We start from the raw sequence: 22517 nt of genomic DNA on the forward strand, positions 1-22517 counted from the left end.
GCACTGTCGTTTCTGCACCCCGTGTTGACGGGGGTAGGGACGACAGTGCCGCCGCAGCCTATTGAAGCGAGGGTCAGTTTCCCCATCTTTTGCCCCTGAAAAACAGGCGCTCCTGCGCCTTCTTCCTGATTTTCTGGGAAGCATGCCCGTTAGCGGCTATTCTGGAGCGCACGCGTGTGAGTCGTTAATGTGCGGGACAACCGAATGACGCAGCAGTTCGACCTCTTTGCTTCGAGCGAGGCCACCTCCAAAAAGGCAGGCGGTGGCTCAGCGGTCAAAAGAGCATCGCTGAACGAGGAAGACATGGTCCGTCACCTTCAGGCGACGGGTCGTTATCGCCTGTTGCAGCGGCTCGTGCCGCGTTCCGTGGTGCCCGTCGCTCGTCCCGGCTTTCCGCTGCATGGCGTTATCCTCGATACTGAAACCACCGGGCTCAACCATCGCAAGGATGAGATCATCGAGATCGGGCTGGTCGCCTTTACCTTCGATGAGAAGGGGAACCTCGGCGATGTGACCGGCGTTTTCGGCGGCTTGCGCCAGCCGACCAACCCGATCCCCGCGGAAATCACCCGCCTGACCGGCATCACCAACGAGATGGTTGCGGGAAAGTCGATCGACCTCGATGAGGTGCGGGTGCTGATGGAAAAGGCGGACCTTGTCATCGCCCACAATGCCGGCTTCGACCGGCCCTTCTGCGAGGCCTTCTCGCCCGTTTTCGCCGGAAAGGCGTGGGCCTGTTCCGTCTCCGAGGTCGATTGGTCCTCTCGCGGCTTCGAAGGCACGAAACTCGGCTACCTGATCGGGCAGGCCGGCTACTTCCACGACGGCCATCGGGCGGTCGACGACTGTTTCGCTCTGCTCGAAGTCCTTGCCAAGGATGGCGGCTCCGGCGAAACACCCTTTGCCGAGCTTTACCAGGCGAGCCTGCGATCGCGCGTCCGCATTTTTGCGGAAAACAGCCCGTTCGACATGAAGGATCACCTGAAAGCCCGCGGCTACCGCTGGTCTGACGGAAGCGACGGGCGCCCGAAAGCCTGGTGGGTCGAGGTCGCCGAAACCGCACTGGAAGACGAACTCGGCTATCTCCGCTCGGAGATCTACCGCTGGAAGGAAGCCGATCCGCCGATCAAGCGCTTGACCGCTTTCGATCGCTTCCGCGCCTGACAGGCGAGCGAGCCGCTCCGGAGGACTGAGCGGCCCTTGGGTGGATAGGGGCGTCGCTCGATAAGGGCATCCTTTTCCCATCGATCTTCGGATGGCCCGGTTTCCGATCGGCCGGCCTGCGTTGGAGTGGGTTGTGCCGTCCGGCGTGAGATAACGGACCCGCCAGGCCCGATTACCCGTCATTCCGCATCTGGCAGGCAATGTCCGGTTTACCGTTAACCGCTGAATTCACGCACAAAAAGCGTGGACGCCCGGCCGAATCCGACTATACGTGCACAGACTTGACTTAGAAATTCAAGTTTTATGCCGTTGTTATAGTTGATGTTTCAATGCCGATGTTCGCAATGTCGCCCAGTTTTGAGACTGTTCCCAACCATGGGACGCCCCGCGGTCGCCGACACTTTGTCTGGCTGCGGGCCTGCATCGGCGTAACCGCACGCGCAGTGACCGAAGGGCCGGTCACGCACCCGCTTTGCCGAAGCGAGCTGCTGCGCACGAGACCCGTCTGTCGGTCGAAATAGCCGCAACTGAACGCAATGTCTGGGGCTCGCCCTGCACCGTTGTTCAACGGGCAAGGCGCGTGCGTCGCGTTCTGAGCGGCGGCTGGGTTCGGCCGGCGACCGTGGCGGATACGGAATTCACGTTAATCGAAGTTACAGGGGTAAGAGAATGGCAAGGGGCAGGTTCAATTCGGTTTCGCGTCGGCGAGGCAAAGTCGTTCTGGCGGGTGTGTCGCTGCTGGCGATGTCCGCCGTAGCGACGTCGGCGCAGGAGGCGCGCAAGACCAACCGGGTCGAAAGCCCGGCCCAGGCTGAACGCAGTTCGGGCGGCGCGACGCAACTGGCGCCCATCGTGGCCGTCGGGCAAACGGGCGGCCAGCCGCCCGAGACCGGCACCATCGGCCAGCCTTCGGCTCCCTATGCGGGCGGTCAGATGGCAACGGGTGCGCGGCTCGGCGCGCTTGGCAACCGCCCTGTCAAGGAAACGCCGTTCAGCATCACCAGCTATACGGACAAGCTGATCCGCGATCAGCAGGCGCGAACGATCTCCGACATCACGCTCAACGATCCGTCCGTGCGCATGGATGCGCCGGCATTCAGCGAGCGCGACTCCTTCTTCATCCGCGGCTTCTCGGTCACCAATCTGGACACCGCCTATGACGGCCTGTTCTACATCACCAATCCGCGCCGCAGCCCGCTTGAGGGCATCGAGCGGGTCGAAGTGCTGAAGGGCCCGAGCGCGCTGGTCAACGGTGGCGTCGGCCGCGTCGGCGGAACCATCAACCTCGTGCCCAAGCGCGCCACCGACGAGCCGCTGACGCGGCTGACGACGACCTATATGTCGGACTCGCAACTGTGGTCGCACCTCGATGTCGGTCGCCGTTTCGGACCCGAGGGCGAATGGGGCGTCCGTTTCAACGGATCCTATCGCGGCGGAGACACGGCGCTTGATCACAACGAGAACGAGATCGGCGTGCTGTCGCTCGGCCTCGACTATCGCGGCGAACGGGTACGCGCCTCGCTCGACATCAACCACTCCAAGCAGAACATCAATGCGCCGGCCTCGCTGTTCAACGCGGCAGCGCCGGGCATCAAGATCCCGGAAGCGCCGGACGGCCGGATCAACACATCCAACCCGTTCGAATACCACGACAGCGAGCATAACATGGCCGCTGGTCGCATCGAATTCGACGTGCTGGATAACACCACTGTTTACGCGGCCGGCGGCATCAGCCGCTACCGCGAGGACTTCCTGAGCACCTCCTACACAATTCAGAACTCCAAGGGCGATGCACTGGCCGAATTCGGCTACAATCCGCAGGAGATCCAAGGTGTCTCGGGGGAAATCGGCCTTCGGTCTGAGTTCGATACCGGTCCCGTCGGTCACCAACTGAACGTTTCCGTAAGCCGGGCGCTCAACGAGAACAACCGCGGCTACTTCCATCCCGGTCGGCTCGGCTTCAGAAGCTATATGACGAATATCTACAACCCGATCTATGTGCCGAGCGATTGGGTCAATACGGGCGGACTTCCGCGCTCGAACGACCTACATGCATTTTCTGACCTGCTCGCGACTAGCGTTGCAATCTCCGATACGCTTTCGTTCGCCGAGGATCGGTTCCAGCTGACGGTCGGCGGGCGCTATCAGGAAATGCGTGTGCGGGGCTACAATACGCGTCCCGGTGCCGTGCCGCTTGGTCAGCAGACCTACTACTACGAAGAATCCCGGTTCAGTCCTGCCGTCGCCGCTCTCTTCAACGTTTCCGACAGCCTCTCGGTCTATGCCAACTATGTGGAAGCCCTGACCGAAGGGCCGTCAGCGCCGTCCACCGCTGTGAACAGCAACCAGATATTCCCTCCGGTCGTCAGCAAGCAGAAGGAAATCGGCCTCAAGTACGATCTCGGCGAGGTGATGCTGGGCGCAGCGCTGTTCGAGATCAGACAGCCCAACGGTCTGACGACCGGTGGCGTCTTCGCCGTCGACGGCCTGCAGGTTAACCGTGGTCTCGAGCTCTCGGCCTACGGCGAACCGGTTGACGGTGTTCGCCTGCTTGGCGGGGTCACGTTCATGGACGCCAAGCTCGATAAGGCAGAAAACTCGCGGACAGGGGAACGGTTCGATGGCAATCGTGTTCCCGGCGTTCCGGATGTCGCGGTCAGCCTCTACGGCGAGTATGACACTCCCTGGGTCGAGAACCTGACGCTGACGGGCCGCCTCGTCTACACCGGCAGCACCTACTACGACCAGAAAAACACGCAGAAGGTTTCGGACTGGACGCGGGTCGATCTCGGCGCGCGCTATTCCTTCGAGCGCGAAGGCGGCAAGCCGGTGGAAGTGCGCGCGACCGTGCAGAACGTCTTCGACGAGAACTATTGGGCCTCGTCAGCCCGTGGCTTCCTTGCCGCCGGCGCGCCGCGCACCTTCATGGTGTCGACCGCATTCGAATTCTGAGCCAGCGGAACTTCAGTCACAAAAAGAAACGGCCGGCATTTCGCCGGCCGTTTCTCGTTTCGGGATCGTGCTGATCAGGCTTCCGGCGAATAGCCGAAGACGACGGCCGGGTTTTCCGCGGTCTCGACCCAGATGCTCTTCGTCTGGGTATAGGCCATCAGTGCGTCGCGGCCGGAGGAACGGCCATAGCCGGAGCGGCCGAAGCCACCGAAGGGCGACATGACGCTGATCGTCTTGTAGCCGTTGATCCAGAAGGTCCCGGCCCGCACCTTTGACGCGACCCGGTGGGCGCGGCCGACATCACGGGTCCAGACCGCACCGGCAAGGCCATAAGGATTGTCGTTGGCGAGGGTCACCGCTTCTTCCTCGTCGTCGAAGACGGTAACGCCGACGACCGGGCCGAAGACCTCTTCGCGGGCGATCGTCATGTCCGGCTTGACGTTGTCGAGAATGGTCGGCGCGAAATAGAAGCCGCCGGAGGACTGAAGGGCAGCCGGCTTGGCGCCGCCGGTTGCAAGCGTCGCACCTTCGGCCACGCCCTGCTTGACCATTTCCTCGATCTTCGCCCATTGGCGGGCGTTGTTGATCGGACCGATCTGCGTCGTATCCAGATAGGGATCGCCAACCGGAATGCGGGCGGCAGCCTCAGCATAACGTTCGACGAACTGCTGATGCACCGAGCGATGCACGAGCAGACGCGAGCCGGCAACGCAGCTCTGGCCGGCGCCGGAGAAGATCGCCGACTGGGCGCCGACGATGGCACGGTCGATATCGGCATCGGCAAAGACGATGTTGCCGGACTTGCCGCCGAGTTCGAGGATGCAGGGCACGACGTTCTTCGCCGCTGCCGCGGCAATCGCCGAACCGGCGAGCGCCGAGCCGACGAAAACGACGAGCGCCGTCTTCGGATGGGCGACCATCGCCTGGCCGGCAGTCACGCCCTGGCCGGCGATGACGTTGACGAGGCCGCGCGGCGCGCCGCCCGCTTCGCAGAGCGCACCGAGCACGAGGGTGCTCAGCGGCGTCAGTTCCGACGGCTTGATGACGACGCCGTTGCCGGCGCAGATCGCCGGCGCGATCTGCCAGCCGCCGGTAAAGAGCGGTGCGTTCCAGGGGGTGATCTGGGCGACGACGCCGACCGGCTCGTTGCGGGTATAGTTCAGGTGCGAGGTCGGAACCGGGATCACCTCGCCATGTAGCTTGTCGCACCAGCCGGCATAATATTCGAACATCTCGGCGACGCGCACCGCCTCGCCACGAATGTCGCGGATCGGCCGGCCAGCCGAGCGGCTTTCGAGTTCGGCGATCTCCCCGGCGCGCTCGCGGATCTTGCGGGCGATCTCGTTCATCACCCGGCCGCGGGCCGAAGCGGTCATCGAGATCCATTCGCGCTGGGCGCGCGCCGCCGCCTGCAGCGCCGCATCGACGACATCAGCGCCGGCATCCTTGAAGGTGGCAAAGATTTCGCCGGTCGCCGGATCGGTGAGCGCCTGTTCGTCGCCGGAGCCGGGCACTAGCGTGCCGTCGACATAGCTGCCGATCTCGGTGCCGGGGATGAGGCCGTGGAACAGCGCCCGGATGCGCTCGGCCTTGGCGGGCATGGTCATGTCGTTCATCGTCGTTCCCTTCAAGTCTCAGTTGTCGTTGGCCACGGGGCGGAAGGCGCCCATGCGGGTGAAGTCTTCGGCGTTGTCGAGCGGGCTTTCGGCCCAGAGCTTGGCGACCGCGCCCGAGAGCGGCAGATCGGCGCCGGTGCGGGCCGCAAGCTCGCTGGCAAGCCGCACGTCCTTGCGCATCAGGCCCATGGTGAAGCCGCTGTCGAAGCGGCCGTTCATCACCCAGGTCGGGAAATGCACTTCGCTGATCATCGACTTGCCGGAGGCGGCGTTGAGCACTTTCAGCGCCTCTTCGGCATCGAGCCCGGCGGCAAGCGCCAGCTTCAGCCCTTCGCCCGTCGTCACCATATGGGCGGCGGCGAGCAGGTTGTTGACGAGCTTGGCGACGTTGCCGGCGCCGCTCGGGCCGACATGCAGGGCCTTGGCCGACATCGCGTCGATCACCGGGCCGGCAAGGCCGACGTCCTGATCGCTGCCGCCGATCATCATCGTCAGCTTGCCGCTTGCGGCACCCGCCGGTCCGCCGGAGACAGGCGCGTCGATGAAGCCGTGGCCGAGGCCGGAAAGGGCGGCGGCGAGATCACGCGAGACATCCGGCTCGGAGGTCGATGTGTCGATGATGACGACCCGCCGGCCGGACTCCTTCAGCGCCTCGAGATTGGCCTCGACGACGGCTGCCACGTCCTTTGCGGTCGGCAGCGAGAAGACGATGAAGTTGGTGTCGATGAAGACGTCAGTCAGAGCCTCGGCCGGGGTCACCCCGCCTTCGGCGGCAAGCGTGCGCCGGGCCTCGGAGAGGTCGAAGCCCTTGACCGCAAAGCCTTTGCCGGCGAGCGTCGTCGCCATGCCGAGCCCCATGGCGCCCAAACCCACCACGCCCACTGTCGTTCGTTCCGCCGTCATGATCCGCTGTACCCTCATATGATCTTGATGATCCGGCGAAGGTGGCATGCGGGCTGGCGAGCGGGTAGACGGCGCGCCTGGTACAATGCGTTGCTGGCGTGGCAACGTCTGCTCGGCCGCCGACGACGGGGCAGGCGAGCGTCAGCGGCGCGCGGTTTTCATGGAGCCGAGGACGGTCGTCTAAGTCCGGAAGGACTGCATTTCGCGTGCGAGATGCTGGCCGAGTTTTTCAACCGACAGCGGCAGGCGGCGGTGCGCCCGCACCATCAGATGCGCGCTCGCCTCGCTCAGCAGCGGATCGGCGAGGTCGATCGCCTGCATGGACCCGCGCGTAATTTCCACGGTTACGGACGTGCGCGGCAGGAAGGTGACGCCGAGGCTTGCTGCAACGAAGCGGCGGAGCACCTCGATCGAATGGGTTTCGAGCAGCGGCGCCAGCGCCAGCCCCGCATCGGCCGCCACGCGCGCCACCAGTTGGGTCACGCCATTGCCCTTGCCGAGCAGCGCGCAGGGGAAGGCGAGGCAATCGGCAAGTTTCAGGGCGCTTCGCTCGGAAAGCGGATGGCCCGCCGGCACGATGACGCAGAGCGGCTGGCGCGCAATCGCCAGCGCCCGGATGCGCGGCTCGGTCAGGGGATTGTAGGCGATGCCGATATCGGCATCGCTGTTGGCGATGGCGTCGACGACATCTTCGGTGCTGCCGAGCTCGACGATGTAGCGCACATAGGAATGCGCTTTCGAAAACGACGAGAGCCCGTGCTCCACCAAATCGGCCATGAAGCCCTCGCCGCATCGAATGCGGATGCGGGTCTGCTGCACGCCGCGGATCTGGTCGAGCTGCTCGGCGAGCAACCCGTTGTCCTCGAGCACCCGTTTGCCGTGTTCGAGCACCAGTTCACCGGCGTCGGTCAAAACCGTGCCGCGGGCGGTGCGCTCGAAGAGGGACAGGCCGATGTCGCGTTCGGTGTCGGCGATCTGGCGGCTGACGACCGATGGCGCCAGCCCCATATGCTCCGCAGCGCCCCGGATCGAACCGATGCGCGCAACCGCCATAAAGATCCTGAGCGCTTTCGCGTCGAGTACGTCCATGGTGGTCATGGATGCGACGGAATCCCCTTGGGGTCAACGACCAAGCGAGGTCGCGATCAGGCGTGTCCAGAGGTTTACGCCCTGGCCGATGATCGCGTCGTTGAAATCGTAATGCGGCGAATGCAGGCCGGGATTGGCGCCCTCGCGTCTTGCGCCGAGCCAGAGATAGCAGCCGGGGCGCTCGTCGAGCATGAAGGCGAAGTCCTCGGCGGCCATGCTTGGGGCTGCGTCGACGACCGTCAAGGCCGGGTCTGCCGCGGCGACCGAGCGTGCGAGCGCGGCGGCTGCGGGATCGTTGATCGTCGCCGGATAGCGGCGCTGATAGTCGAGTTCGGCCGTGCAGTCGAGCCCCTCGGCAAGTGCAGAAACGAGCGTGCGCATGCGGCTTTCGAGCGTATCGCCGACCGCCTTGTCGAACCAGCGCGTGGTGCCGCGGATCACGGCTTTCTCCGGGATCACGTTCCAGGCGTCGCCGCCGTGGATCTGCGTGACGGAGACGACGGCGGCTTCGAGCGGCGAGACGTTGCGGCTGGCTATCGTCTGCAAGGCCGTGACGATCTGAGCGGCGGCCACCAGCGGGTCGGCGCCCTCATGCGGCATCGCGCCATGGGCGCCGCGACCGGTAATGGTGATCTCGAACACCCCAAAGGCGGCCATCATCGCATCGTCGCGGGCAACCACCGTGCCGACACCGAGCGCCGGCCAGTTGTGCAGCGCATAGACGGCATCGGCCGGGAAATCACGGAAGAGGCCGTCGGCGACCATGACGCGGGCGCCGCCCTCGGCCTCTTCGGCCGGCTGGAAGATGAAATGCACGGTGCCGTCGAAGTCCATTTCGCTCGCCTGCCGGGCGGCGGCCAGCAGCATGGCGACGTGGCCGTCGTGGCCGCAGGCGTGCATCTTGCCCGTCGTCTTCGAGGCGTATGCGACGCCGCTCGTCTCGACGATCGGCAGCGCGTCCATGTCGGCGCGGATGGCGATGGATCGGCCGGACGTGCCACGCTTGAGCGTGCCGACAAGCCCGGTGCCGCCGTAACCGTCCTTCACGGCGATGCCCCATTCGCCAAGCTTGCCGGCGATGAAGGTTGCGGTCTGGCGTTCCTCGAAGGCAAGCTCGGGATGGGCATGCAGGTGATGACGCCAGCGGATCGTTTCCTCGATGCGCTCGGGGCTGATGTCGTGGCGTGTCATGGCGTGCGTCCTGTCATTTGAGGGATGGCCGGCCGCAGAGCGGCCGACCCTTTTCTTTTGCACAGTTCCAGACGGAAAACCGCTTCGCAGTTTCCTGGAATTGGGCTCCCCGCGTTACTGGCCGAGGCGCAGGAAGAGATCGGCGACGACGACCGAGCCCATATAGGTGCCGACCATTACGCAGATCGCGACGATGACGATCTTCCAGCCCGAACGGCGGGCGATCGCGAACTCGTTCGCCGTCAAGGCAAGGCCGCCATAGGCAAGCGCCGGGGTCGCCAATGCGAGAAAGTTGAGGTGCTCGACCTGTTCGCTGACCCAGGCCGCGCCCGGTACGCCCGGGATGGTAATAAGGATCGCGATCAGCGAGACCCAGGCGACGCTTGGCAGGTAGAAGGGCACGAAGCGGGCGAGCGCCAGGCCGACGATGCAGGCGGCATATAGCGTCGCCATGCCCGGCAGTGCGGTAAGCGGCGAGGTGCCGGTACCGACCCAGTTGGCGACAAGGCCGATGGCGCAGGCGATGATCAGCAGGCCCGCATGGCCGACGACGTCGAGCTTGCGCTCGTCCTCCGGGTTCAGCGGGAGATCGTCGGCGTAGTTGGCGGAAGTGTTCTGGTTGGTCATGGTTCTCTCTCCCGATCAGGCTGCGGTGCGACGCTCGGACGGGCGAGCCTTGTTGTAGAGCCACTCCGTCAAGGGCAGCGCGACGAACATGCCGACATAAAGCCCGGTGGCGTAGGTCAGGATGTTGCTGGCGGCGGCGAGTGCGAGAATGATGTCCTTCTGGTCCGGCACGGCGGCGACAAGACCGCCGGTGCAGGCGGCGAGCATCGAGCCGGAGCCGACGCCGCAGGACATGGCGAGCGCGCGCACGTCGAAGATGCCGAGGCCATGCACGATCGGCGGCATGATGGCGAAGACGAAGGTGCCGATCAGCGTGCCGGTCGCATAAACGCCCATGGCGCCCGCACCTTCCGGCGAGTTGAGGCCGTATTTGTCGGCGATCAGCGCGATGTTCGGCTCGCGGTCGATCGAATAGGTGGCGCCGACGGCTTCGCGGCCCATCTTCAGGAGAAACACGGCGACCGGGAAGGCGACGATGATCGTGCCGAGATTGCCGAGTTCCTGCAGCACCAGCGCCGGGCCGGCCTCGATGATCTGCGAAATCTGCGGGCCGACCGTCGTTCCGAACTTGGCGATGAATGGCATGATGGCAACGGTGATCATCGCGCCGGAAAGCTTGACCGCATCGCGCGACAGGAACTTGCCGGTCGCCTTGAAAATGGCCGGATTGAAGGCGATGCCGAGCGCGAAGGCGTAAAGGATCGGCAGGAAGATGACGGTGCCGATACCGATCGGCAGACGCTGAATGCCGATCAGCTCGGAGACGATGACGATCGCCAGCACAAGGATATGCAGATAGAGCGCGCCCGAGGCGGCTCCGGTTTTCCCGGTCATGATGTTCTCCTCTGGTTGGGAGCCAGTTGTTGTTCTTTGCCCAGCGTTCAGAGTAGGCGGTGAGGGCAAATTGCGGCTAGCCGGCCGGCAAGCAACGAAGTGTTGCGATTTGAGCAACGGGCGGGCCGCTGTTCGGGCGGCCATCGGGATTAATCCCTGAGCGCCTTCATGTCATGGCGTCATTCCTGCAGTTCATTCCAGTTGGCGCAACGACGAATCGTCGCCGCCTCTGCCCTTGCTGTCGCACAGCGGGGAGGGGGAGCCAAGCGCTATTGGCCTCTCTCAGTGAGACACGTGCCGAAGTCTATTCTGCGCGCGCCCGACGCTTTCCATCATCACCTTGATCCTCCCGGCGACGGAAAACGAAAACGCACAAAATTCCCTGAAAATGCCCATTGAAATCGATTACATTTTCTGGCTTGATGGTTTTCGCAAGATTTGGGAGGATCTGATGAAGAAATTTATCGCCGCAGCGCTAGGCGCTGTCGCAACCATTGCTATTTCCGCTTCTTTCGCCAATGCCGAGACTTTCAAGATCGGCCTGTCCAACGGCTGGGTCGGCAGCGAATGGCGCACGCAGATGATCGACGAGGCCAAGGAGGCCGCGGCGAAGTGGAAGGAAAAGGGCGTCGATGTCGAAGTCTCCGTCCAGAGCGCCAATGTCGACGTGCCCGGCCAGATCGCGCATGTGCGCAACTTCATCGCCGAGGGCGTCAACGCCATCATCATCAACCCCAACAGCCCGACGGCCTTCGATCCGATCTTCGCCCAGGCGAAGGAAGCCGGCATTCTGGTGATCGCAACCGACGCCGAGGTCTCCTCGCCGGATGCGACCTATGTCGGCATCGACCAGACCGCCTGGGGGGCAGCCGGCGCCAAGTGGCTGGCCGATACGCTCGGCGGCAAGGGCAAGGTCGTCGCGATCAACGGCGTCGCCGGTCACCCGGCCAATGAGATGCGCGTTGCCGGCTACAAGAGCGTCTTCAAGGACTATCCGGATCTGCAGGTGGTCAACGAGGTCAACGCCAACTGGGATCAGGCCCAGGGCCAGCAGGCGATGCAGAACATCCTTGCAACCTATCCTGACATCAACGGCGTCGTCGTGCAGGACGGCATGGCGGCCGGCGCCTGGAAGTCGATCATGGATGCCGGCAAGACCAGCCAGATCGCCGCGACCGGCGAAATCCGCAAGGACTTCATTGATCTCTGGAGCAAGGACAAGCTGAACTCCGGCGCGACCGTCAACCCGCCCGGCGTCATGGCAAGCGCGCTCAACGTCGCGGTGCTGATGCTGCAGGGCAAGGAACTGAAGGAGCCGGCAACGGCCGGGCAGTACAAGAACGCCATGTATCTGCCGATCCCGTTCATCGACTCGAAGAACCTTGGCGACGCTGCCAAGCAGCTCGACGGCAAGCCGGGCTATTACTCCTACACCAACGCGCTTTCGATCGACGACGCCACGGCGTTGTTCAAGTAAGCAGGGGGGGTGCCAGGCGGCTCCTGTCTTGAGCCGCCTGGCGACCGATGCCGCCGATGGCGAACAAGGCTGATCGGCGTGAAAGAGCGCTGCAGTGGAGCCTGTCCCGAGACACGGGCATCCCTGATGATGCGGCAAGCAACCAAGTGGACGACAGCCGATGTCGAAACTGAGACTGAACGGCGTGAGCAAGGCTTACGGCGCAACGCTGGCGCTACGCCGCGGCGATCTCGAGATCGCTGCCGGTGAGGTGCATGTGCTGATGGGCTCCAACGGCTCCGGCAAGAGCACGCTCTGCAAGATCATTGCCGGCAGCGTGCGACCCGACAGCGGCCAGATCCTGATCAACGACAAGCCCGTGACGATTCCCGGGCCGCAAGCCGCACGTGCCGCCGGCATCGGAATCTTCTACCAGGAGCTCAGCCTCGCCAGCCACCGGTCGGTCGAGGAGAACATCTGCCTTTCCGCCCTGCCGGTGAAGGCGGGTCTCTTCATCGACCGGGCGGCGTTGAAGGCGCGCGCGGCGCGTTACATCGCGCTTTTTTCCGAAGTCTCCGGCGAGGGTTTTCATGCAGAATCGCTGGTCGGCAATCTCAGGGCGGACCAGCGGCAACTGGTCGAAATCATGAAGGCGCTCGCCAGCGAAGCGCCGATCCTGATCTTCGACGAACCGACCTCGGCGCTCGACCGCGCCCAGGTTGATCGCTTCTTCGAGATCCTGCGCGATCTGAAGGCGCAAGGGCGCGGCATCATCTTCATCTCGCACCGCATGGACGAAATCACCGCGATCGGCGATCGCGTCACGATTATCCGCGATGGCGAAACCATCGAGACGCTCAAGCTCTCCGAGACCGATCCGGCAACGGTCATCCGGCTGATGGTCGGCGGCGCCAGCGACATGCCGGCGGCAAGGTCCTCGGCACCCGCCGTGGTGGAAAGCGGGGCAAAGGCGGCAATCTCCGCTCGCAACCTCTCGGGCAAGGGCTTTCGTGATGTCAGCTTCGAGGTGGCAAAGGGCGAGATCCTCGGCCTCGGCGGCCTGCACGGGCAGGGGCAGTCGGCGCTGCTCCGGGCCATCTTCGGCGCGGGCACCGTCACATCCGGCGCGGTGACGCTCGGCGGCCAACGCTACGATGCCAAAAGCCCGCGCGACGCCATCCGGCGTGGTTGCGCCTATGTCTCCGGCGACCGCGGTCGCGACGGCGTCATCAGCGGCCGCCCGATCATCGAGAACGTCACGCCTATCCATTATCTGCGCGACCGGCTGATACTTGCGCGACCCTCAAGCCTCAAAGAAAAAGCAATGCCGGCGCTCGAAGCGATGCACACCAAGTTTGCGAGCCTCTTCCATCCGATCAATTCGCTTTCCGGCGGCAACCAGCAGAAGGTGATCATCGCCCGATGGCTGATCGATCGGCCCGACGTGCTGCTGCTCGACGACCCGACCAAGGGCATCGACCTCCAGGCCAAGGCCGATCTCTTTGCGCTCATTCGCCAGCTTGCGGCCGAAGGCCTCGGCATCCTGCTCTATTCGTCCGAGGACGCCGAGCTGCTCGGCAACGCCAACCGCATCCTCGTCTTCAACGGCGGCTCGGTGACCCGTGAACTGACCGGCGACGATCGCACCCGCTACAACCTCTACCAGGCTGCTTACGAGGCCGCATGATGACTTCGACCGCGACAGACATTTCTACGCCAGGGAGTGGCGGCCTGCGCTCCTGGCTCGAGCGTTACCCGTTCCTGCCAGCGCTGGTCATCCTCATCGCGCTGCTTGCGCTGAACGGCCTCTTTTCGCCCAACAGCCTAAGCTTCCGCTCGCTGACGGGCCTGCTCAGCACCTACATGGCGCTGGTCATGCTCGCGATCGCACAGACCTATGTCGTCTCCGCCGGCGACATCGACCTTTCCGCCGGCGCGACGCTGTCGCTGGTGAATGTCGCAATCGTCGTGCTGATGGAGCGCTGGGGCGGCGGCGCAGGCGCAGTGCTGCTTGCGCTGACGCTTGGGCTCCTCATCGGTCTTGCCTGCGGGTTGGTCAACGGACTGGTCGTTGCGGCTCTTCGGCTGCAGGCGATCGTCGCGACCTTTGCGACCAGCATCTTCTTCACCGGCCTGGCGCTCTATGTCATGCCCGTCGCCGGCACGCCGGCGCCGACAATCTTCTGGCGCACCTATGGCGGACGGCTGCTCGGCCTGCCCTTCGTCTTCTACGTGCTCGCGGCCCTCGCGATCCTACTCTTTCTGTTGTCGCGCACGCGCATCGTCACCGAGCTTCTGGCCGTTGGTGACGACCAGCAGGCGGCCTATCAGACGGGGCTTCCCGTCGTCGCGGTCCGCATCAAGGGCTACCTTCTGTGCGGCCTGTTCTCGGCGCTCGCAGCCTTCTGCCTGACGGGCGATACGGCAAGCGGCGATCCGCTGGTCGGCGGCAAGATGACGCTCTACAGCGTCGCCGCCGTCGTGCTCGGCGGCAGTGCGCTTGCTGGCGGCTGGACGACGGTGGTCGGCTCGCTCCTCGGCGCGCTGACGATCGGCCTCGTCAATTCGCTGGTCTTCTTCATGGGCACGCCGTCGGAATGGCAGAACTTCGTCCAGGGCCTCGCCATTCTGATCGTCTTGATCGCCGGCGTGCTCGCCGGCCGGAGGGCGCGGGCATGAGTTCGGTTTTCGCCTTCTTCAAACAGCCGCTGGTCGTGGCGCTGATCCTCATCGTCGCGCTGCTTGTTCTCGGCCAAAGCCTGTCGCCTGGTTTTGCAACGGCCGACCAGATCCTGCGGCTCTTGATCGTCGCCTCGCTGCTCGGCATCGTTGCCGCCGGCCAGAATGTCGTCATTCTCGGTGGCCGCGAGGGCATAGATCTCTCCGTCGGCGGCGTCGTCTCGCTCTCGGCGATCATCGCCGGCAATGTCATGAACGGTGCCGATGGCGGCATCCTGCCGGCCGTGCTCGCCTGCCTCGCAGCCGGCGCCTTCTTCGGACTGTTGAACGGGCTCGGTGTCACGCTGCTGCGCATCCCGCCGCTGGTGATGACGCTCGGCATGCTCGGTGTGTTGCAGGGTCTGCTGGTCGTCATCCGCCAGGGCATTCCCTCGGGCCGCGCCGCACCGGGGCTTTCCGCCTTCGTGACCCAGCCGTTGGCGCTCGGCATTCCCGGTATCATCTGGCTCTGGATCGCGATCGGCCTGGTCATGGCCTTCCTGCTCCATCGAACGGTCTTCGGCCACCGCATCTACGCGATCGGTTCCAATGAGCATGCGGCCTATATGGCCGGCGTGCCGGTCCGGCTCATGCGCATCGGTCTCTTCATGATCTCCGGCATGTTCGCGGCGATTGCGGGGCTCTGCCTGCTCGGCTATTCCGGCTCCTCCTTTGCCAATGTCGGAGAGCAATACATGCTGTCGTCGATCATCGCCGTCGTCTTCGGCGGCACGTCTCTTGCCGGTGGCAAGGGCGGCTATACAGGCACCATGGCGGGCGCGCTGTTGCTCGTCATCCTCCAGGGCATCCTGACGACCGTGAACATCGACGAATCCGGGCGTCAGATGGTATTCGGCGCCACCCTGCTGCTGCTCATGCTGTTCTATGGCCGCGGGAGGGCGATGCGGGCATGAGCGAGCGGCCGAAGATCAAGGATATCGCGGAGCGCGCCGGCGTCTCGGTCGCAACCGTGTCGCGGGCGCTGAGCGGCTCGTCGCTGGTGACCGACGAGACACGCAAGCGCGTCAACGCGCTGGCGCGCGAACTCAACTACCGCCCGAATGTCAGCGCCCGCAACTTGCGAACGCGCCGGTCGATGTCGGTGCTGCTCGTCGTGCGCGATGTCGGCAACCCCTTCTATCTCGAGATCCTCAAGGGCGTGGAGGCGACGGCGCGCGAAGCCGGCTACGCCGTCCTCATGGGCAACACCGAGAACGACCCGGACCGCGAGGTCGAGTATTTCAACATGCTGCGCGACGGCCATGCCGACGGCATGATCCTGATGACCGGCAAGCTGCCGCCACCGCAGCCGGGTGAAAGTGCTGATCTCTCGCATCTGCCTGTTGTTATCGCGCTGGAAATGATCGAGGGATCCGGTTTCCCGCATGTGCAGATCGACAATGTCGCCGCGGCTCAGGCTGGGGTCGAACATCTGATCGCGCTCGGTCATCGCCGCATCGCCCATATCGCCGGTCCGTTGCCGGAGGTCATGGCGCTTCACCGCCGTGACGGCTACCGAGCCGCCATGAAGGCCGCCAGCCTTGATATCCCCGAGGGGTACGAGGTTCGCGGCGATTACCTGCTTGAAAGCGGCGAGGCCCGCGCCGCGGACCTTTTCGCGCTGCCGGAACCGCCGACGGCGATCTTCGCCGCCAACGACGAGATGGCCTATGGCGCAATCCATGCGCTCAGACGCCTTGGCCGCGACGTACCCGGCGACGTCTCGGTCGTGGGCTTCGACGACCTCTATCTCAGCAAAGCCTTCTATCCGCCGCTGACGACGGTCAGCCAGCCGCGCGCCGACATCGGCCGCACGGCGATGTCCCAGCTTCTCAACGTCCTCTCGGATGGCGAGGTCGGCACAGAGCCGGCCATCGTCCTGCCGACCACGCTCAACATCCGTGGCAGCACCGCACCGCCGCGAAAATAGCCGGAGGTGGGACGAGGAAAGCCGCGTGCGGTTTTGCGCTTGCACCCCGCCGTTACCAAAATCGATCAATGGGAGAAGAGAATGACACAGCTACCGAAGCAGACGCTGCGCGTGGGTTTCGTCGGATCGGGCTTCATCGCCCATTTCCACCTGAAGTCGATGATCGGCGTGCGCAATGTCGAGGTCACCGGCGTCTTCAGCCGAAAGGCGGAAAACCGGGAGAAGTTTGCAAACGAAGTCGCATCCCTCGGTCTCGGCAGCTGCCGCACGCATGAAAGCCTGGAAGCGTTGCTGAGCGCGGACGACGTCGATGCGGTCTGGATCCTCTCGCCCAACTATACCCGCATCGACGTCATGCGTTCGCTGCACAAGGCAGTCAAGGACGGCCGCAGCAGGGTCTTCGCCGTTGCCTGCGAAAAACCGCTGGCGCGCACCGTCGCCGAAGCCCGCGAGATGCTGTCGCTTGCCGAAGATGCCGGCCTCAACCACGGTTATCTCGAAAACCAGGTTTTCTGCACGCCGGTGCTGCGCGGCAAGGAAATCATCTGGCGGCGTGCGGCGTCCACCACCGGCCGTCCCTATCTGGCCCGCGCGGCCGAGGAACATTCCGGCCCGCACGAGCCCTGGTTCTGGCAGGGCGACAAGCAGGGCGGCGGCGTGCTTTCGGACATGATGTGCCACAGCGTCGAGGTCGCACGCTACCTGCTGACGGCGCCGGGTGCGCCGCGCAATTCGCTGAAGGTCAAGGCGGTAAACGGCACGGTCGCCAATCTCAAATGGACGCGGCCGCACTATGCCGAACAGCTGCGCAACCGCTTCGGCAGCGAGGTCGACTATCGCAACCGGCCGTCCGAAGACTTCGCCCGCGCCACGGTGACGCTCGAAGACCAGGACGGCAACGAGCTGATGATCGAGGCGACCACCTCCTGGGCCTATGTCGGCGCCGGGCTGCGCATCCAGCTCGAATTGCTCGGACCGGAATATGCGCTCGAATACAATTCGCTCTCCACCGGCCTGAAGATCTTCATGTCGCGCGAGGTCAAGGGCTCGGAGGGCGAGGATCTCGTCGAAAAGCAGAATGCCGAGCAGGGCTTGATGCCGGTGCTCGAGGACGAGGCCGGCGTCTACGGCTATACCGACGAAAACCGCCATATGGTCGAGTGCTTCCGCAAGGGCGAAAAGCCGCTCGAAACCTTCGAGGACGGCCTTGCCGTGGTCGAGATGCTGATGGGTCTTTACCGGTCGGCAGAAATCAACGCGACGCTCAACTTCCCGGCGCCGGAGCTCGAACATTACGTGCCGGTCGTCGCGCGCCGGGGTGCCTGACGACTGAAGTTCAGGGCCGCGCGATCGGGGCGGTGGGCCGAGTTTGCGGAGCAATTGGGCGGCGGAGGCGATGACCGTCTTCGCCGCTTCGCCCGCAACGAGGGCCGCCGGCGTGTGAGTGCGCGCGTAGAGCCCCCATAATTATACGCTTTCCTCCATGATCCCGGTTGACGGGGATCAATGTCGCCGGATGCGCAATTGCCTAGGCTGACTCAGTTCTTAGGTCCGGTCGCGAGGAGGAAACGCGATGACATACAAGACCATTCTCGCCGTGGTCGGCGTCGATCATTCCGCAGAGGATCTGCGTGCCGCGGCACAGGTCTGCGCTTCGGCAAACGCTCACCTCTCCCTGTTGATCGTCAAGCTTGCCGCTTCTCCGCCGATCGGCGATTTTGCCGCCGCCATCTCGATTGACTGGCTGAACGAACGTCAGCGCGAAGTCGACAAGCTCGAATCCTGCGTGGCGCGTGCAACCGACATTCTCACCCGGGAAGGCATCTCGTTCAGCGTCGAGACGAAATACACTGAAGCCGCCTGGGCGGATGACGAGATCGGCGAGCGCGCACGCTATGCCGACCTGACGCTGGTCGGAGACGGCCTGATGCTGGACCCGGAGCTACGGTCGCGCACCATCGACGGGGCGCTGTTCAACTCCGCCCGACCGGTCCTCGTCCTGCCCAAGGGCAAGCCGGCGCGGCTTGATCCGAAGACGGTGGTGCTTGCCTGGAACTCCCGGCTGGAAGCGGCCCGTGCCGTGCGTGAAGCGCTCGACCTTTTGAAGGGGGCCAAGATCGTGCACGTGACGATGGTCGACCCGCGTTCGGCCTATGGCAAGAACGGCGAGGAACCGGGCGCCGATATTGCCGGTTACCTTGCCCGGCATGGCGTTTCGGTTTCCGTCGAGCGACTGCCGAGCGGCGGGCATCGGGTCGATGACGTGATCAATCGGTTCGCTTCCGACGTGGCGGCCGATCTGATCGTCATGGGCGCCTATGGCCACTCCAGAATGCGCGAACGCGTCTTTGGTGGGGTCACCCGCTCGATGCTCGAAAACGCCGTGGTTCCCGTGCTCATGGCCCATTGATCGGCAAGGCCGGGCGCGCAGCGATCTGACTGCGCGCCGACGGCCATCAACCCACGGACGCTGCCCGTCCGGTCACCTCGTCGATCTCGATTTCGAAGAAGAGATGCGGCGAGGCGCCGGCAATCACCTGGTCGCCAGGCTTCAGGCCGCCCGGTTCCCACCAGTTCACGCGCTGTTCGAGAAGCGACCAGGCGTTCAAGCGTTCGCGGTGCCATTGTTTCGTATCCGGCAGTTCTTGATAGCGGCCGTAGATGACGACGCTTCGCCAGGCTTGCCGGTCCGTTGCCGTGTCCAGCTGAATGCAGACACGGGGATTGGCCCGCATCCAGTCGATCTTCTGTCCGGGCATCGAAAACCCGTAGAGCCTGTTGGCGGCAAAGGCGTACTGGATGGGGACGACATAGGGCCGGCCATCCCGGGCGCATCCAAGACGAGCGATGTGGTTCTCGGCGACAAGATCGATGCATTCCTGCCGCGACATTTCCCTGATCAACATGAAACTCTCCTTTTCAAAGAGGTCATCAGAGCATCAGTCTCTGCCGGTCCGGCGAGCCGGCATTGATCTCGCTCAAGTCCGGTCATTTGACGCGAAGCCCGAAAAATCTTCGGGCGCGCGGGAATAAACCTCCGGGCACCGCGTTTGCCGTCCCACGAAATCAGCCCGGTGGCTTTCGTGCGGCGCGGTTGCCGCGCGAGCCTGGGCCAGCAAAAAGGGAGCGTAGCTATGACCATCAGCCGGGTGATTGCTTCGGAAAAAGACCTCGTCACCCTGAACGCGGCGGTTGCCGAACGCATCGACGGCCATATGCCGGTGAGCCAGGTGCGCCTGCTCGTCGGCGCGATGCTCGTTGCCTTTGCAGGCGTTCTGATCTTTCTCGCGGCTGACGGCCTGGCTCTGCCGATGCGGCTTTCGCTGATGGTGTTTGCCACGACGCTGATCTGCTGGACGATCTTCGACCTGCCGGAAACGCCGGTGGCGCTTGCCGGGGCGGCGGCCCTGGCCGTGACCGGTGCCGTCGGCGAGGAGGCGGTTTACGCCGCGCTCGGCAACGACATCGTCTGGCTGATGATGGCGGCATCGGTGATTGCGGCGGTGTTGCAGGCATCCGGCCTCGTCGAGCGGCTCGCCTTCCGGCTTCTCGCCCGTTTCCGCGACGTCAGCCGGTTGTTCTGGGTGGTGACGCTGACGATCTTCGTGACCGCTTTCGTCATTCCCTCGACCTCGGCACGGGCGGCCATTTTCATGCCCGTCTTCCTGGGGCTCGCCTCGACCATCGGCCGTCCCGGCATCACCCGCGCTTTGGCGCTGCTGTTTCCGTCGGTGATCCTGCTTTCGGCGGCCGCTTCGCTGACCGGTGCCGGCGCCCATCTCGTTGCCGTCGATTTCATTCGCCGCAGCGGTGATGAAGCACCGGGCTTCCTCGGCTGGGCCTTGCTCGCAGCGCCCTTCGCGCTGCTGACGAGCCTGATTGCCTGCGGCCTGATCCTGCGTTTCTTCCTCGACGATGCCGATCGGAACTGGCGCCTCGACCTGCCGGCCGCGCCGACGGAGAAACGCCCGTTTTCGGCGCGCGACAAGGCGATCCTCGCGGTCACCGCGGCGATCGTCGCCGCACTCGCGACTTCGGACCTGCACGGCATCGCGCTGCCGGTCGTCGCCCTCGTCGGCGCGCTGATCCTGGCGTCGGAAAAGATTTCCGGCATGCCGTTTCGCAAGGCGCTGAAAGGTGTGGAGTGGAACCTGCTTCTGTTTCTTGCCGGCACGCTCGTCATCGGCGAAGCGCTGTTGTCGACCGGAACGGCGACCGAGCTTGCCGATCGCCTGATCGGCGCTTTCGGCCAGATCGGCAAGCCGCCGGCGTGGCTGGTCGTGCTTCTCGCCATCGCGGTCGCGACCTTTGCCCATATCGTCATTGCCTCGCGAACGGCGCGCGCGACGGTGCTCATTCCGGCCGTGGCGCTGCCGCTGGCGGGCTTCGGGGTCAGCCCCGCCAGCCTCATCATGGTTACAGCCATAGGTAGTGGTTTCTGCCAGACGCTGATGGTTTCGGCCAAACCCGTGGCGTTGTTCGGAGGCATGGAGCCACCGGCTTTCAGCCCTTCCGATCTGTTGCGTCTGGCCTTGATGCTGGCCCTCCCGTTCATCGCGCTGCTTGCCCTTTTCGCCCTTGTGATCTGGCCGGCAATCGGCTTGGCGACGTAACGATAAACATCTGATATATGTAAATATTTTTAGCCGAAGCGTCGTTCGCTTCGGCTCTCTTGTTTTTCTTTCCGCAAAAGAAAGAATTCTGCATTTCGGGCGGAATAAACGTCGCGAGCCGCCGTTTCTCCCTTGCATCCGCATTGTCACAAAAGTGCAAGGAGATTGTCACATGTCACTTACCATTCTGGTTGCACCGTCCGGTTTCAAGGAAAGCCTGTCGGCGGAAGAAGCTGCCGATTGCATCGAGAAGGGCGTGCTGCGCGCCTGCCCGAATGCCGAGGTTCTGAAGGTGCCCATGGTCGACGGCGGCGAAGGTTTCACCAAGGCGCTCGTCGCGATTACCGGCGGCAGCCTGCATGAACTCGATGTCACCGGTCCGCTCGGCGAACCCGTCGCCTCACATTTCGGTTTTCTCGGTGGGCAGTCCGAACGCACGGCCGTCATCGAAATGGCGGCGGCGGCCGGTCTGCGGCTGGTGCCGCGCGATCGCCGCAACCCCTGCATCACCACCAGCTACGGCGTCGGCGAACTGATCCGGGCGGCACTCGACGCCGGCGCCCGCCGCATCCTGCTCGGGTGCGGCGACAGCGGCATCAACGATGGCGGCGCCGGCATGGCCGCGGCCTTGGGCGTGAAGCTGCTCGACAGCGAGGGTAATCCGCTTGCGCCCGGCGGCGCGGCGCTTGCCTCGCTGGCAAGCATCGATATGTCCGGTCGGGATGCCCGTCTTGCCGAGGTTCGCATCGACGCGGCCGTCAACTGGCACAATGTGCTGCTCGGTGAACGCGGCGTCGCCCGCGTCTTCGGGCCGCAGAAGGGCGCGACGCCGGAGCAGGTGGAGCTGCTCGCGGCAGCGATGGAGACCTATGCCGCGGCCATTCAGGCGACGACCGGCATCGCGGTCGGTGACGCACCGGGAGCGGGCGCGTCCGGCGGCCTCGGCGCGGCGGTCATGGGGCTACTCGGCGGCGCTCTGCATCCGCGCTACGACATCGTCATGCGCTATCTCGATCTCGACAGCATGATCGGCAGGGCCGACCTGGTGATTACCGCCGAAGGCAGCCTTGACGGGCAGACGCCGTTCGGCAAGGTGCCGGCCGAGGTCGGCCACAGGGCCAAGGACGCAGGACGCCCGGTCATCGCGCTCGCCGGCACCATCGGCAAGGGCGTGACCCTCAACTTCGACCACGGCATCGATGCCTTCGCCTCTATCCTGAAGGCGCCGTGCACCCTCGACGACGCCATCAATGCCGCGCCGAAACTGCTGGTGCGTGCCGCGGAAGACGCCGTGCGCATGGTGCGCGTCGGCATGCTCCTGAACGAGCGTGGACTGGCTGCCTGATTGATGCATTGACCGGTCTGGCGGGATGGTGGCGCTGCCGCCTCCCGCCGGAACCGCACGGGTGGCTACCGTCACGCAA

18 protein-coding genes are annotated in these 22517 nt (G+C 64.4%); 11 read left to right on the forward strand and 7 right to left on the reverse strand.

Annotated features, from left to right (window positions below; genetic code table 11):
* The first annotated feature begins 204 nt into the window (after positions 1-204).
* Both L981_RS22500 and L981_RS22505 read left to right on the forward strand, forming a co-directional pair.
* The gene (locus L981_RS22500) at positions 205-1164 is read left to right on the forward strand and encodes a 3'-5' exonuclease (protein ID WP_043621356.1); all 960 of its coding nucleotides are present in this window, start codon (positions 205-207) and stop codon (positions 1162-1164) included.
* A 669-nt stretch (positions 1165-1833) separates the two neighbouring features.
* Complete coding sequence (locus tag L981_RS22505; protein ID WP_245281690.1) at positions 1834-4116, forward strand: TonB-dependent siderophore receptor; 2283 nt, start codon at positions 1834-1836, stop codon at positions 4114-4116.
* Between the two features lie 74 nt (positions 4117-4190).
* Here the strand turns inward: L981_RS22505 and L981_RS22510 are convergent, their stop codons facing one another.
* The 6 genes from L981_RS22510 to L981_RS22535 form a co-directional block, all read right to left on the reverse strand.
* On the reverse strand, positions 4191-5732 hold the full coding sequence (locus L981_RS22510) for an aldehyde dehydrogenase family protein (RefSeq protein WP_043621359.1): 1542 nt from the start codon (positions 5730-5732) through the stop codon (positions 4191-4193).
* Between the two features lie 18 nt (positions 5733-5750).
* Complete coding sequence (locus tag L981_RS22515; RefSeq protein WP_043621362.1) at positions 5751-6635, reverse strand: NAD(P)-dependent oxidoreductase; 885 nt, start codon at positions 6633-6635, stop codon at positions 5751-5753.
* Between the two features lie 180 nt (positions 6636-6815).
* Positions 6816-7733, reverse strand: a complete 918-nt coding sequence (locus L981_RS22520) for a LysR family transcriptional regulator (RefSeq protein WP_245281691.1) — start codon at positions 7731-7733, stop codon at positions 6816-6818.
* A gap of 24 nt (positions 7734-7757) precedes the next feature.
* Positions 7758-8915, reverse strand: a complete 1158-nt coding sequence (locus L981_RS22525) for a M20 aminoacylase family protein (protein ID WP_043621368.1) — start codon at positions 8913-8915, stop codon at positions 7758-7760.
* A gap of 114 nt (positions 8916-9029) precedes the next feature.
* Positions 9030-9542: a hypothetical protein gene (locus L981_RS22530; RefSeq protein ID WP_043621371.1), complete on the reverse strand. Its 513-nt coding sequence runs from the start codon at positions 9540-9542 to the stop codon at positions 9030-9032.
* A 15-nt stretch (positions 9543-9557) separates the two neighbouring features.
* The gene (locus tag L981_RS22535; protein ID WP_043621374.1) at positions 9558-10376 is read right to left on the reverse strand and encodes a DUF3100 domain-containing protein; all 819 of its coding nucleotides are present in this window, start codon (positions 10374-10376) and stop codon (positions 9558-9560) included.
* 451 nt (positions 10377-10827) lie between these two features.
* Here L981_RS22535 and L981_RS22540 point away from each other — a divergent pair, with 451 nt between their 5' ends.
* From L981_RS22540 to L981_RS22570, 7 genes are all read left to right on the forward strand, one after another.
* The gene (locus L981_RS22540) at positions 10828-11853 is read left to right on the forward strand and encodes an ABC transporter substrate-binding protein (protein WP_043621413.1); all 1026 of its coding nucleotides are present in this window, start codon (positions 10828-10830) and stop codon (positions 11851-11853) included.
* Between the two features lie 160 nt (positions 11854-12013).
* Positions 12014-13519, forward strand: a complete 1506-nt coding sequence (locus L981_RS22545; protein ID WP_043621377.1) for a sugar ABC transporter ATP-binding protein — start codon at positions 12014-12016, stop codon at positions 13517-13519.
* Complete coding sequence (locus tag L981_RS22550) at positions 13519-14511, forward strand: ABC transporter permease (protein WP_043621415.1); 993 nt, start codon at positions 13519-13521, stop codon at positions 14509-14511. The genes L981_RS22545 and L981_RS22550 overlap by 1 nt, the downstream gene beginning before the upstream one ends.
* Positions 14508-15464 carry an ABC transporter permease gene (locus L981_RS22555; protein ID WP_043621380.1) on the forward strand — a complete coding sequence of 319 codons (957 nt, stop codon included), beginning with the start codon at positions 14508-14510 and terminating at the stop codon, positions 15462-15464. Before L981_RS22550 ends, L981_RS22555 begins: the two co-directional genes overlap by 4 nt.
* Positions 15461-16480 carry a LacI family DNA-binding transcriptional regulator gene (locus tag L981_RS22560; RefSeq protein ID WP_043621382.1) on the forward strand — a complete coding sequence of 340 codons (1020 nt, stop codon included), beginning with the start codon at positions 15461-15463 and terminating at the stop codon, positions 16478-16480. Before L981_RS22555 ends, L981_RS22560 begins: the two co-directional genes overlap by 4 nt.
* An 81-nt stretch (positions 16481-16561) precedes the next feature.
* On the forward strand, positions 16562-17806 hold the full coding sequence (locus L981_RS22565) for a Gfo/Idh/MocA family protein (RefSeq protein ID WP_043621385.1): 1245 nt from the start codon (positions 16562-16564) through the stop codon (positions 17804-17806).
* 247 nt (positions 17807-18053) lie between these two features.
* On the forward strand, positions 18054-18890 hold the full coding sequence (locus L981_RS22570; protein ID WP_043621388.1) for a universal stress protein: 837 nt from the start codon (positions 18054-18056) through the stop codon (positions 18888-18890).
* A gap of 46 nt (positions 18891-18936) precedes the next feature.
* On the opposite strand, the gene L981_RS22575 is transcribed toward L981_RS22570, so the two are convergent.
* Positions 18937-19386, reverse strand: coding sequence for a pyridoxamine 5'-phosphate oxidase family protein (locus L981_RS22575; RefSeq protein ID WP_043621391.1), 450 nt, complete (start codon positions 19384-19386; stop codon positions 18937-18939).
* A 228-nt stretch (positions 19387-19614) separates the two neighbouring features.
* On the opposite strand from L981_RS22575, the gene L981_RS22580 reads away from it, so the two are divergent.
* Together L981_RS22580 and L981_RS22585 are read left to right on the forward strand one after the other, a co-directional pair.
* Positions 19615-21093, forward strand: coding sequence for an SLC13 family permease (locus L981_RS22580; RefSeq protein ID WP_245281692.1), 1479 nt, complete (start codon positions 19615-19617; stop codon positions 21091-21093).
* Positions 21094-21265: 172 nt separating this feature from the next.
* A complete protein-coding gene (locus tag L981_RS22585) occupies positions 21266-22438 on the forward strand; it encodes a glycerate kinase (protein WP_043621394.1) in 1173 nt (390 codons plus the stop codon).
* The last annotated feature ends 79 nt before the right edge of the window (positions 22439-22517 follow it).

Source organism: Ensifer sp. ZNC0028 (assembly GCF_000799055.1).
In the GTDB taxonomy this organism is placed as follows: Bacteria; Pseudomonadota; Alphaproteobacteria; order Rhizobiales; family Rhizobiaceae; genus Ensifer.